At 66.7% G+C, this 12,666-nt stretch carries 12 protein-coding genes; 9 read left to right on the top strand and 3 right to left on the bottom strand.

All coding sequences use genetic code 11. The features are described 5' to 3' along the window. Positions 1-106 precede the first annotated feature (106 nt). Positions 107-583, top strand: a complete 477-nt coding sequence (locus AC1Q64_RS05830) for a hypothetical protein (RefSeq protein WP_492250731.1) — start codon at positions 107-109, stop codon at positions 581-583. On the opposite strand, the gene AC1Q64_RS05825 is transcribed toward AC1Q64_RS05830, so the two are convergent. The 3 genes from AC1Q64_RS05825 to pcp form a co-directional block, all read right to left on the bottom strand. Continuing rightward, entirely contained in the window at positions 535-2,235 is a 1,701-nt protein-coding gene (locus AC1Q64_RS05825) for a diguanylate cyclase (protein WP_492250730.1), read from the bottom strand. The genes AC1Q64_RS05830 and AC1Q64_RS05825 overlap by 49 nt on opposite strands. Then, complete coding sequence (locus AC1Q64_RS05820) at positions 2,232-3,221, bottom strand: delta(1)-pyrroline-2-carboxylate reductase family protein (RefSeq protein ID WP_492250729.1); 990 nt, start codon at positions 3,219-3,221, stop codon at positions 2,232-2,234. The genes AC1Q64_RS05825 and AC1Q64_RS05820 overlap by 4 nt, the downstream gene beginning before the upstream one ends. A gap of 121 nt (positions 3,222-3,342) precedes the next feature. Next, entirely contained in the window at positions 3,343-4,017 is a 675-nt protein-coding gene (pcp, locus tag AC1Q64_RS05815; protein ID WP_492250728.1) for a pyroglutamyl-peptidase I, read from the bottom strand. Positions 4,018-4,132: 115 nt separating this feature from the next. Between pcp and ypfJ the strand changes: the two genes are divergently transcribed. The 8 genes from ypfJ to AC1Q64_RS05775 all read left to right on the top strand — a co-directional run bounded on the left by ypfJ (position 4,133) and on the right by AC1Q64_RS05775 (position 12,600). Further along, positions 4,133-5,017, top strand: a complete 885-nt coding sequence (ypfJ, locus tag AC1Q64_RS05810) for a KPN_02809 family neutral zinc metallopeptidase (protein WP_291437888.1) — start codon at positions 4,133-4,135, stop codon at positions 5,015-5,017. A 34-nt stretch (positions 5,018-5,051) separates the two neighbouring features. Continuing rightward, positions 5,052-7,241: a SulP family inorganic anion transporter gene (locus AC1Q64_RS05805; RefSeq protein WP_291437887.1), complete on the top strand. Its 2,190-nt coding sequence runs from the start codon at positions 5,052-5,054 to the stop codon at positions 7,239-7,241. A 134-nt stretch (positions 7,242-7,375) separates the two neighbouring features. Further along, entirely contained in the window at positions 7,376-7,798 is a 423-nt protein-coding gene (locus AC1Q64_RS05800; protein WP_492250727.1) for a group II truncated hemoglobin, read from the top strand. 102 nt (positions 7,799-7,900) lie between these two features. Continuing rightward, on the top strand, positions 7,901-8,494 hold the full coding sequence (locus AC1Q64_RS05795; RefSeq protein WP_291437885.1) for a LemA family protein: 594 nt from the start codon (positions 7,901-7,903) through the stop codon (positions 8,492-8,494). 19 nt (positions 8,495-8,513) lie between these two features. After that, on the top strand, positions 8,514-9,605 hold the full coding sequence (locus AC1Q64_RS05790) for a M48 family metalloprotease (protein WP_492250726.1): 1,092 nt from the start codon (positions 8,514-8,516) through the stop codon (positions 9,603-9,605). Between the two features lie 40 nt (positions 9,606-9,645). Continuing rightward, positions 9,646-10,119, top strand: coding sequence for a RidA family protein (locus tag AC1Q64_RS05785; RefSeq protein ID WP_291438201.1), 474 nt, complete (start codon positions 9,646-9,648; stop codon positions 10,117-10,119). 27 nt (positions 10,120-10,146) lie between these two features. After that, the gene (locus AC1Q64_RS05780) at positions 10,147-10,413 is read left to right on the top strand and encodes a DUF7661 family protein (protein ID WP_291438202.1); all 267 of its coding nucleotides are present in this window, start codon (positions 10,147-10,149) and stop codon (positions 10,411-10,413) included. A gap of 120 nt (positions 10,414-10,533) precedes the next feature. Beyond that, a complete protein-coding gene (locus AC1Q64_RS05775; protein ID WP_492250725.1) occupies positions 10,534-12,600 on the top strand; it encodes a bifunctional 2',3'-cyclic-nucleotide 2'-phosphodiesterase/3'-nucleotidase in 2,067 nt (688 codons plus the stop codon). Positions 12,601-12,666: the final 66 nt, after the last annotated feature.

The raw sequence follows: 12,666 nt of genomic DNA, 5'->3' as shown, positions 1-12,666 counted from the left end.
TTGTGTCCTACACGCGCCATGCGCCTTGGCTGAAATGCAAGCATCGGTAAGTTTTCTAGCATCGGTGACACGCCTCCCGGGAGATGGAGGCTGATGGAGTTTCACCATGCTGATGTCCGCTGCCGCCTCAACCTTGTTCTTTGCGCCCAACCGCGCTCTGGCGCCAGCGCTGGCCGATCCCGCTCCAGCCTCTGCGCCTTCTGTCATCCCGCCGCCCCGGCGCCCAGACGCTGCGCCGCATTCCGCCGACGCCGACTGCCAGGCACACCACACCTACTGGCCCTGTGAGTTGCTCAATGCCTTTGTGCTGCGCATGGCAGCTCACGGCCACTGCGTGAACATGTCGATGATGCTGGGCCACCGGCCCTATGCCCTGGAGCGACTGACGCTCGCGGCCAGCGTGCCGGATGCCGGCCTGCAGGAGTTGTCGTCACAGCTGCAGCCGTATTTCGATGCGCCGGTGTCGCAGGCGCAAAGCGCGGAGCCACTGCCTGCTGTGCAGGGCGACGGCGGTCCCGTGCCATCGGGCAGCCCTCACGCCTGCACGCAGACCCTGTTGCGTCCCTGGCCCTTGGCCTCGTAGAGCGCTGCATCGCCTCGACGCAGCATGGCGGCGCCGTTGTCATCAGCGCTGCGCATTGTGGCGACACCTGCACTGACGGTGATGGTGCCTGCGACCGGGTCCTGTTGCTCTGCCATGGCTGTGACCAGGGCCTGCGCAATGGACTGGGCGCCGTTCAGGTCGGTGTCGGGCAGCAATGCCACAAACTCTTCTCCCCCCAGCCGCGCCACCACATCGGAGCCGCGCAGGCGTGCCTCCAGCGTGCGCGCCAGGCGCCGCAGTACCTCGTCTCCGGCTTCATGCCCGTAGGTGTCGTTGACCCGCTTGAAGTGGTCCACATCCACCGTGATCAGGCTTAATGGACGGCTGCTGCGCCGCGACAGGGCGACGGCAAAGGCCATCTGTGTCTCAAAGCCGCGCCGGTTCAGCAGCCCGGTGAGGGCGTCGGTGCGCGCCTGCAGGTCCAGTGCGCGGTTCGCGGCCTGCAGCTCCAGCGTGCGCAATCGCACTTTTTCTTCCATGGCCTCGCGGGCCGCCAGCAGGCGGTGCGTCATGTGGCCCAGCGACTGGGACAGCTGCTGCACCTCGCGGCTGCTTTGCATGGCTGGAATGTCGCTGCCCGCGTGTCCTGCCTCTACCGCGCTGGCCGCATCGGCCAGTGCATACAGGTCCACGCTCAGGCGCCGGGCTGCCAGCCAGGCCAGGGCCGAGGCCAGCAGCGCGGCTGTCAGGCCAATCACCAGTGCCAGTTGCACCGTGTTGTCTGCCTCGGCAAAAGCCAGCTCCACGGGCTGACGCGCCACGATGCGCCAGCCCAGGTCGCTGGCCGTGTTGCGGGGTTGCAGCTGGGTGGCTGCGGTCAGGTAGCGCTTGCCGTCTTGCCACCGCACCACGTTGGTCTGCGTGCGGCCACCATCGCGGTTGTTGTTGACGCTTGTGCCGTCGGGCAGTCTCTGCCCGGCAGCCCGCATCACCTCGGTCCGTCCACCCGGCGCAAATATCAGGAAGCCCTGTCGGTCAAAAATGAACAGTTCCAGCGCGGTTTCATCGGATGACGCCGGGGTGAGGCTTTCCAGAACCTCGCGGGTCCATTGCCAGCTGCCATGGATGGCCAGCACGCCCACTGTGGTGGGGCCGATGCGGATGGGGGCTGCAAAGTCGACAAACCGGTGCGGCTCGCCAGTGGCGGTGGGGGGCAGCAGGGACTCCAGCAGCTGGGCAGGGTGCACATCGCCCACATGCACTCCTTCGAGTCCGTGTTGAAACCACGGGCGCTGGGCCACGCTCTGGCCCTCCAGCAGGCCACCTGTGGCGTTGCGCACCACACCTTGCGCATCGGCCACGCCGATCCAGACGTTGGTGGGCTGCATCGCCTGGCTGCGGGCCAGCATGTGCTGTGCCTCGGCAGAGTCGAGGCCCTTGGACCAGACCACTTCGGCGCTGGCCATCACCTCGGCCTCCAGGCTGCGCTGCATGAGGCCGAGGGCCAGGAGCTTGCCCGCGTTTTCGGCCACCACCTGCAAGGAATTGCCGGCATCGCGCTGGATGCGGTGCTTGAGCAGCTCGCCAAACCCCAGCGACAGCAACACCGATAGGCCCACCACCAGCGTGCCAAACACCAGCGCGATCTGCATGCGCAGGCTGTGGTCTGAAAAGCGCGTGATAAGCATCATGCAGAAGGTGTCGGCAAGGAAGCCACCGAAGCCGGTGCCTGGCTGGCGCAGCGCAAGGCCAGCCGTGCGGCTGCCAGATCCCAGCCTCCCCAGCCGCAGCTCTTGAACAGAACTGGGCCCGAGTGCTGCGTGGTTGCTGCAGCGTGGAGGCCCCTGACCACGTCGCCCAGCGTGGGCAGCGCGGCCACGTCCAGGCCCGCCTGCAGCAGGTCGCCCGCCTCATGCAGTGCATCGCTGGTGTCCACCACGATGCGTCCATGCCGCGCCACATGCTGGCACAGGGCTGGGGCCAGCTCTGCCATGGTGGGCGTGAAGGCGCCCACGGCCGCCACAAACGCGTCGGGCCGGGGCGGGGCGCTCAGCACCACCACGCTGGCTGTGGTGCAGGTCGCTATCAGCGGGCAGTGGGGGACGGCGGCATCGGCATCGGCCACCACCCGCGCCTGGGCGCCCAGGTCGCGCACCTTTGCTGCCAGGGCCTCGGCGCTGGCGTTGCTGCGCGAGGCAATCCATACCTCGCGCACGTCCAAACCGTGGATGAAGGCCTCGGCATGTGCCAGGCCCTGCACCCCCGCGCCTACGATGAGCAAAGGCCCATGTGGCACCTGCGCCAGATGCCGCGCTGCCAGCAGCGAGACAGCGGCGGTACGCCGTGCGGTGACGGTGGGCCCATCCAGCACCAGCCGACGTTCGCCTGTGGCGATGTCAAACACCACCACATCGCCCTGGATCGATGGGCGCCCTGTGCCCGCGTTGCCCGGGGTGAAGGTGATGAGCTTGGTCATGGCCACCGATTGATCTGTGGCAGGCATCACAAACAGGCTGCCGGCTCGCGCAAGCGGCAGCACGGCACGTTGGGGCACCACCACGGTGTGGTCTTGCAGCAAGGCCGCTATTTCGTCGGCCAGATCGGACCAGGGCAACCGCGCAGCGGTGGCTGCTGCGTCCAGCACGCCGAGGGAGGCGAAAGAGGGGGCTAAAAGCATGCGCGGACTGTACACAGCATGCTGCTGGCATGGGAGCGGAGAAGCCCTCACATGCGCACTGCCCAGCGTAGTCCGGGAGGTGGTGGGTGCCGTGTCAGGGCCGCCATGGCGGCGGCGTCCATCAATGCGTGGCCCCTGCCTGCAGCGCGATGTCCTGCGGCGTCAGCACTGCAGCCCACAGGGCCGCATGGATGCCGCGCACCATGTCGCGCAGGGGCAGGTGAGGCTCGCCCTGGCCGCTGAGCCAGGGCACATGCGCAAAACCGCCCCGCGCGCCCTTGGGGCCTACGCCTTGTGCCAGCAGGTGCATCAGGCCGTACAGCACATGGTTGCAGACAAAGGTGCCTGCGGTTTGCGACACCTCGCACGGCACGCCTGCGCGCTGCACGGCGTTCAGCATGGCCTTGATGGGCAGGCTGGCAAAGTAAGCGGCGGGTCCATCAACCTGCACCGGGGTGTCGACGGGCTGGGCGCCACAGTTATCGGGGATGCGCGCGTCGTTGATGTTGATGCCAATGCGCTCTATGGACAGCGCTGCCCGTCCTCCTGCCAGGCCCAGGCACAGCGTGAGGGCTGGCTGGTGCGCCTGCACCAGCGCTTGCAGCCGCTGCAACGACTCTTCGAACACCGTGGGCAATTGCGCGGCAACCACCTGGTGCCCCGCGATGCGCTGGCCGTGCAGCGCTTGCGCGATGAGCCAGCTGGGGTTGTGCGAACCACCACCGAACGGGTCAAAGCCGGTCAGGAGAATGGTCTGCCCGGCATGGGGCGCGCTGTGGTGTGCTGCGGGTGTCATGAGAGGCGGGCAAAAGAGGGGCGGAACATATCGTAAATCGTCCGCGCCAGGGCGGCCCCGCGCGTAACATGCAGGCTTGGCCGCCCCATCTTGAGGGCGGCGGTGGAGAGACGCAATGAAATGGGAAGGCAATCGCGAGTCCGACAACGTGGAAGACCGCCGCGACGAGGGAGGGGGTGGCGGATCCCAGGTGTTTGGTGGGCGCAGCATCGGCATAGGCACCATCGTGATCGCGCTGCTGGGCGGGTGGGCGCTGGGTATCAATCCCTTGACCATCCTGAGCCTGCTCAGCGGTGGTGGCCCGGCACCCCAGGTACAGACGCAGCCCCACGCGCCCGCGCACCGCCCTCCCGCCGACGACACCATGGCGCGTTTTGTGTCCACGGTGCTGGCCGACACCGAGGACGTGTGGGGCGAGGTGTTCCGCCAGGGCGGCGGGCGCTATCAGGACCCGCGCCTGGTGTTGTTCCGGGGCGCTACGCCCACCGCATGTGGCACGGGACAGGCGGCGATGGGGCCGTTCTATTGCCCCGCTGACCAGAAGGTCTACATCGACCTGGGCTTTTACGAAACTCTCAAGAACCGGCTGGGTGCCCCAGGCGACTTTGCCCAGGCCTATGTGATTGCCCATGAGGTGGGCCACCATGTGCAGAACCAGCTGGGCATCAGCGCCAAGGTGGACCAGATGCGGGGCCGTGTGAGCAAGGTCGAATACAACGCGCTGTCGGTGCGGCTGGAGCTGCAGGCCGACTGCTTTGCCGGGGTGTGGGCCCACCACGCCCAGAAGTCCCGCCAGATCCTGGAGCAGGGCGATGTCGAAGAGGCCATGAATGCCGCCGCCAAGATTGGCGACGACGCGCTGCAGCGTGCCAATGGCGGGGCGGTGGTGCCCGAGAGCTTCACGCATGGCACGAGCGCCCAGCGCCAGCGCTGGTTCAACAGCGGCCTGCAAAGTGGCAGTGTCAAGACCTGCGACACCTTTGCCGCGCGCAGTTTGTAGGCTCGCAATGACTGCGGTTTGCTAGCTCCCCTCCATGCCATCGACCGCGCCTGTGGCCGCCTCGCTGCATCGCCGTGCCGAGCCCTCCCCGGGTGCTGAGGTGGGCCCGTCAGCGCCACAACCCTCCGGCGCGGCGGCGGCGTGGTCTGCGGCGGCGGTCACAGTGCCCCATGCGGTGGGCCTGGGGCTGCTGGCTTTTGCGCCACTGGCGGGCGAACATTCGCTGGCGGCACTGGCTCTGTGGTCGGCTGCACTGCCTGGCCTGTTGCTGACCCTGGCGATACCCCGCGCCGGGGTGGTGTATGCGCCAACCACGGTGGTGGCGCTGTTGTTTGCTGCCGTGCTGGCTACCGCCCATGGTGCGGCGCCCACCCTGGGCCTGAGCGCACGCCAGGTGCTGGCCGTCAGCGGTGTCACAGTAGCCTTGGCCTTTGTGTTCCAGTGGCTGCTGGGTGTGCTGCGGCTGGCGTCGGTGGCGCGGTTTTTGCCCATTTCGGTCACCCACGGTTTTGCGGCGGGCGTGGGCCTGTCGATGGTGGTGGGGCAGGTGCGCAATGGCTTTGGCGCCGGAGCCGATGCACTGTGGGACGCACGCACCGGTTGGCACCTGCTGGCTGCACTGGCGGTGGTGGTACTGGCCTGGGGGCTGCGCCGGCGCTGGCCAAGCATGCCAGGGTTGCTATCGGCCGTGGCCGTGGTGGCACTGGGCGTGGCGCTGGCGGGGGTATGGAGCGTGGGGCTGGGCAGCGTGTTCGTGCCTGCCGTGCCGCCCAGCGTATTTGCCTGGCCCATGTTGCCCGATTGGACCGGCATTCCCTGGATGGCCCTGGCACGGCAGCAGGGTTCGGCCCTGGTGGTGTTGGCCGTGCTGATGGCACTGGTCAACAGCCTGGAGATTCTGGTGTTCAACCAGGAGCTGGAGCTGGACCATGGCCTGCGCGGCAATGCCAATCTGGCCCTGCGTCGCGAGAGCCTGCTGGGCGCTCTATGTGGGCTGATGGGGATGATTCCCGCATCGACCAGCGCGTCTCGTTCGCGCATTGTGCTGGCCCAGGCAGGGGCCTCGCGCGATGCCCCGCGCTGGCATGCCGCCATCATGCTGGGGGTGGCCATCACAGGGGCGTGGTGGCTGCACTGGGTGCCCATGGCCTGTCTTGCGGGTGGTCTGGTGCTGGCAGGATTGATGCAGGTGCCGGGTCTCATGTGGTCGCTGCGCTACGCGCGCCGGTCGCGGGTGACCTGGGCGCAGAGCTGGCTGGTGGCGCTGGTGTTTGCCGTGATGGGTGGCGTGGGGGCTCTGGTGGCGGGCCTGGTGGTGGCCACGTTTGTGCTGCTGCACGACTCTGCCGCCACGGTGCTGCGCCACGTGCGGCTGGATGGCGAGCTGCGGTCGCGCCGCCTGCGCCGCGCAGGGTCGGACAGCTGGCTGTCGCCGCGCATGAACCAGGTGGCGGTGTTCGAGCTGCAGGGCGTGATGTCGTTTGGGGTGGCCGCCCATCTGGCCGAGCAGGTGCGCATGCTGCTGCTGCCGCGCCACCGCTGGGTGATTCTGGACGCGGGCCGTGTACCGGCGTGGGACAGCACGGCACTGGCGCAGTTGCGGGCGCTGGTGCGTGACTTGGACCAGCAGGGCATTGCGGCCGCCGTGGCAGCCCTGGACCCCATGGCCGCCGAGCATGCCGGGGAGCATGTGCGTGCCTTTGCTGATCTGGACCGGGCGCTGGAATGGGCTGAGGTAGGCATCCTGTCCCAGCGTCCCATCGAGCAGCGCCCTGCGCGACTCGAACGTGATTTACTGGGGGAAGTGGGCGAGGGCGTGCCCAAGGCCGCCGCAGAGGCCTTGCAGGGCCTGCTGGTGGCACAGGCTGTGCCACCGCAGGGTGTGGTGTTCCACGCTGGGGACACCGACCACGACCTGCTGGTGGTCAAGTCCGGTCATATCACGTTGGTTACCCAATGGCCACCCGACAAGGGCTTGCGCCTGGCTACGGTCGGCCCGGGCATGGCGTTTGGTGAGATGGCTTTCCTCAACGGTGCTGCCCGCAGTGCCTGCGCTGGCTCCGAACGTGGCCCGGCGCACCTGGTGCGGTTGTCGCGCGCGCATTTCGATGCCTGGGCCCGGCTGTACCCCGAGGCGGCGCTCACGGTGATGAACAACCTGGCCCAGATCGGCGCCCGGCGCCTGGCGGTGACCACGCGGCAATTGCGAGCTGTGCTGGAGTAGCGAGGGCGAGCAGTGGTCCTTCAGGCATGGCGTGAGGCGTGACTCGTTCATGCGGCCTGCAGGCGCGTAAAAGCCGTGAATTTCTATAATCGAGCACTGGCCAACAGCGCTTGGCGATCTCCTCTCACCGCCCCATGGAATCCACTACCCCGTCCCCCGCTGCTGAAACTCCCGTGGCCATCACCCCCTTCGAATGGATCGGCGGCGAAGAGCGTGTACGTGTGTTGACCGAGCGTTTTTACGACCTGATGGACCTGGAGCCCGGCTACGCCGAACTGCGTGCCGCCCATGGCAGCGACCTGGGCCAGGCCCGGCAAAAGCTTTTCATGTTCCTGTGTGGCTGGCTGGGCGGCCCGTCGTATTACACCGACCAGTTTGGACACCCGCGCCTGCGTGCGCGCCACATGCCGTTTGCCATTGGCATCAAGGAAAGGGACCAGTGGGTGGCCTGCATGGACCAGGCCATGGGAGAGACCGGTGTGCCCACAGACCTGCGTGTGCGGCTGAAGGAGAGCTTCATGGGCACTGCCGACTGGATGCGCAACAAAGGGGTGTAGCCAGCCAGCGAGGGTGCTCCCGGTCGGAGACCGTTGACGATTCCCAGGAGGTTCGTCAACAGGCTCTAAGATGCCCGCTCCAACAAATACAGGAGGTGGGGTATGTCGGCAACCGCTTGGGTCGTGGTCGTTGTGCTGGTGGCTGTGCTGGTATGGGCCGTCACGGTTTACAACCGACTGGTGCAATTGCGCAACCGCATCGCCAACGCGTTTGGCCAGATCGACGTGCAACTGAAACGCCGGTACGACCTGATCCCCAACCTGGTGGAGGTGGCTCGTGGCTACTTGGCGCACGAGGCCGCCACGCTGGAGGCCGTTATCAAGGCCCGCAGCCAGGCACAGGGGGCGGCCGCTGCGGTGCGCGCAGACCCCCAAAGCGCCAGCGCCATGGGTGCGCTGGCCGCTGCTGAAGGTGTGCTCGGCGGCAGCCTGGGACGTCTGATGGTGGTGGCCGAGAGCTACCCTGAGCTCAAGGCCGACGCCACCATGCAGTCGCTGTCCGAAGAGATCACCAGCACCGAAAACCGCCTCGGTTTTGCCCGCCAGGCCTACAACGATCAGGCGCTGGAGTTCAACGATGCGGCGGCGCAGTTCCCCGAGCTTGTCGTCGCGCGCCTGCTGGGCTTTGCGCCAGCGCCCATGCTGGCTTCCACGCAGTCCGACGAAGAGCGCACGGCCCCCCGCGTGAAGTTCTGACTTTTACACCCCCGCTCCCATGAAGTTCTGGGACCACCAGCACAACGCGCGCAGCGAGACACGCCGCCTGCTGCTGGGCTTTGCGCTTGCCGTGGCCATTCTGGTGGTGGCGGTGCATGCTGCCCTGGCGCTGGCCTGGTGGTTGATGGCCGCAGTGCTGCCGGTGCACTTGCCGTTTCCACAAGGTTTTCTGGCCGCCAATGTGGGTGTCTCGCTGATGCTGGTGCTGGGCGGCTGGTGGGTCGAGACGTCCAACTTGCGTGCGGGCGGCGTCAAGCTGGCCCGCCGTGTGGGCGCGCGCGAGTTGCGGCCCACGCTGTCGCACGCCGAGCAGCGGTTGTCCAACATCGTGGACGAGTTGTGCATTGCCGCGCACATGCCGCGCCCGCAGATCATGGTCATGCCGCGCACCGATGCCATCAATGCGTTTGCTGCGGGGTGGGACGAGAGCGACGCCGTCATTGCCGTGACGCAGGGTGCCTTGGACTACCTCACCCGCGAAGAAATGCAGGGCATGGTGGCCCATGAGCTGAGCCATCTGCACGAGGGCGACACGCGCCTGAAGATGCGGCTGGCGGGCATGGTGTTCGGGCTGGAGCTGGTCTACAACTTTGGCGACACGATGCGAGAGCGACATGGCCTGTCCTGGTGGTTTGGGTCGGCCATCATGGTGGCGGGTTTTGCGGGCTGGCTCACGGGGCGCATGCTCAAGGCCGCCGTGTCGCGCCAGCGAGAGTACCTGGCCGACGCGCGCGCAGTCCAATGGACACGCAGCCGCGACGGCCTGGGCGGTGTGCTGCGCAAGGTGATGGCCCAGTGCCGCGACACCCCGGCCGGGTATGCCGAGAACCCCGTCCACACCGGTCTGGCCCATCCGGCCGTGCAGCACATGCTGTTGGTGGATGTGGATGGCGGCAGCCGCATGGCGCGCTGGCTGGACACCCATCCCACGCTCGACGACCGCGTGCAGCGCGTGTATGGCCGGCGCATGCAGCCCTTGCCTGCCGTGCCGGTGGCTGTGGTACCCGAGTCTGCGCGGCGTGACGCTGGCGTAGCGCCCGGCGCGGTGTCGATCGCCTCGCTGGTAGACCCTTTTGCGCGCTTCATGTAGACCGCAGCGAAGGCCTTTTTTTTGCAGGAGACCCATTTCAATGTCACGCGATGCACGATTCCAGGAACAAGCCCAGGCGCTGGGCTATAGCTTTGATGGAGAGATCAAGATTGGTGGCAACTACGTCCCGCTGGTGCGCGACGGCCACCATATCTACCTGAGCGGGCAGATCCCGCGCGTGGGCGACACCGTGGTGGTCACCGGCGCTGCGGGTGCCGGGGCCTCGCTGGCCGCCGCGCAAACAGCCGCCAAAGTGTGTGCGATGCGTGCGTTGGCCTTGCTGCAGCGCTCGCTGGGATCGCTCGATGCCGTGCAATCCATTTTGCGCATCACCGTGTATGTGCAGTCGGCACCCACCTTCACTCAGCAAAGCGAGGTGGCCGATGGTGCGTCAGAAGTGCTGTTTGCCGTGCTGGGAGAGGCAGGAGCCCACACCCGCACGTCGGTAGGCGTGCTGCAGCTGCCCAAGAGCGCGACGGTGGAGGTGGATTTGATCGCGTCGGTGGTGGCCTGATGGTTTCCCGTGTCTGGAGAACACCCTGTGGCCGCCGCTGAACCATCCCCTGCACCAGGTCAACACCGGGAAGCCCATGGGCACCCCCGTTTCCATGTTTTCGGCCGCGTCGTCGAGGTGCGGCGTGAAGGTGCACTGTGGCAGGCCTACCGCGTGGGCGCCGATGGCAAACGCACGCCTTCGGGCTTTGTCATCCCCGACTTTGTGCAAGAGCAGGAGCTGGCGCAGTTTCTGGAAGACCTGTTCCACGAAAGCGCCTCGCCGCACAACGGTGATGTGTATCGCATCGATTGAGCCGTCGCAAGGCTCGCTGACCGCCGCATGCGGCACGGGTGTTGTGGCCACGTGGCCACGTCACACCGCTGTCAAACCCTACCCAGACACTCGGTCCCTTGTTTCAAACTGGGACTGTTCATGTCTGAACGCACTCTGGGCTTTCTGATTTCTTCCTCGCGTGTCTCGCGCCGCGTGGCCACGCTGGGTATGGTGGCACTCGCCGCTTCGCTGGCTGCCTGTGGCGGTGGCAACGACAACGCCAGCAGCAACGCGGGCGCCACGGCCACCCTGGCCGTGCTGGAGACCACCGACCTGCACTTCAACGTGCGCAGCTACGACTACTTCAAGCTGGCCGAAGACAAGAGCTACGGCTTTGAGCGCACGGCCACGCTGGTGCGCGCGGCGCGCAAGGAGTTTGCCAACACGCTGCTGGTGGACAATGGCGACACCATCCAGGGCACCGCGCTGGCCGACTACGAGGCCACCATCAGCCCCATCCCCTGCACCCAGCAGCTGTCCATGTACAAGGCCATGGGCGCGCTGGGCTTTGACGCCGGCACGCTGGGCAACCACGAGTTCAACTACGGCCTGCCCTTTTTGAACCAGGTGCTGGGCGGCGGGCTGGATGTGGAAGGCGTGGACGCCACCAAGAAATGCGCAGGCGCTGGCTACCCCGCCGTGCTGGCCAACGTGTACAGCAGCAAGACCAAGAAGCCGCTGGTGCAGCCCTACACGCTGCTGGAGCGCACGCTCGTGGCCAAGGGTACGGATGGCAAGGAAGTGAAGCTGCCGATCAAGATCGGCGTGATCGGCTTCACCACACCCGGCATCATGAACTGGGACAAGCGCTACCTGGAAGGCAAGGTCTATACCGAAGGCGCCGTTGAGGCCGCCAACAAGTACGTGCCCGAACTGCGCGCCAAGAGCGCCGACATTGTGGTGGCGCTGTTGCACGGCGGGCTCGACAGTGCCGCCTACTCGGCCACCATGGAGAACCCGGGCCTGTACCTGTCCAAGGTGGCAGGTATCGACGCGATGGTGATGGGCCACCAGCACGGCGTGTTCCCCGACACGGCCGCCACGCCCGGCTTCAACCTAGCCGGCGTGGACCACAAGGCGGGCACCATCAACGGCGTGCCTGCCGTCATGGCCAGCTCGTGGGGCAAGGCCCTGGGTGTGGTGCAGCTGGCGTTGCAGTGGGATGGTGCCAAGTGGGTGGTCAACAAGTCCGCCAGCAAGAGCGAGCTGCGCAACATCCAGAGCAAGAATGCCGCAGGCGCCACGGTGACCGTGGATGCCGACCCCGCCATTGACCCGCTGATCGAGACCCAGCACCAGGCCGCGATCAAGTACGTGAAGACGCCCATCGGCCAGACCGACTTCCGCATGAGCACGCTGTTTGCCGATGTGGGCGACGCGGGCGCGATCCAGATCGTGAACCAGGCGCAGCAGGCCTATGTGGCGGCGTACATCAAGGCCAGTCTGCCGCAGTATGCGCAGCTGCCTGTGCTGTCGGTGAGCGCGCCGTTCAAGAGCGGCTTCCAGGGCGGGGCCGACTACACCGACGTGGCGGTGGGCCCGCTGGCCATCAACAACGCGGCCGACCTGTACCTGTACCCCAACACGGTGTATGCGGTGAAGGTGAATGGTGGCGACATCAAGAACTGGCTGGAGGCAGCTGCCAAGCGCTTCAACCAGATCGACGCGGCCAAGACCACCGAGCAGCAGCTCATCAGCACCTTCCCGGGCTACAACTTCGACATGTTCACGACGGCCGATGTGCAGTACGAGATCGACGTGACCCAGCCCGTGGGCAGCCGCATCAAGAACCTGACCTACCTGGGCAAGTCCATCGATGTGGCGCAGGAGTTTGTGATCGCCACCAACAACTACCGCGCCACCAGCGGCAAGAGCTTCATCGACAAGCTGGACGGCTCGGGCACCATCTGGGCCTCGCCCGACGCCAACCGCGACGTGGTGATTGACTACATCCGCAAGAACCCGGCAGTGACCCGCGCTGCCAACGGCGCGGCCAAGAGCTGGCGCTTTGCCAAGGCCACTGTGGCGGGGCCGGTGGTGTTCAGCTCCGGCGCCAATGCCCTCAGCGTGGCGCAGGCGGCCGGGCTGGGCAATGTGTCGCTGCTGGCGGCCGATGATGGGTCGGGCAAGGGCACGTCGAAATACGGCGTGGACCTGTCGAAGTAGTCGTCCGCCTCCCGTTGCGGAGGCCGTAGCGGTGCAGGCGCTCGCAGCACGGCCACGGAGCGGCCT

The organism is Acidovorax sp. GW835-FHT14G06 (assembly GCF_058793595.1).
This window is presented reverse-complemented; position numbering and strand designations above follow the sequence as displayed.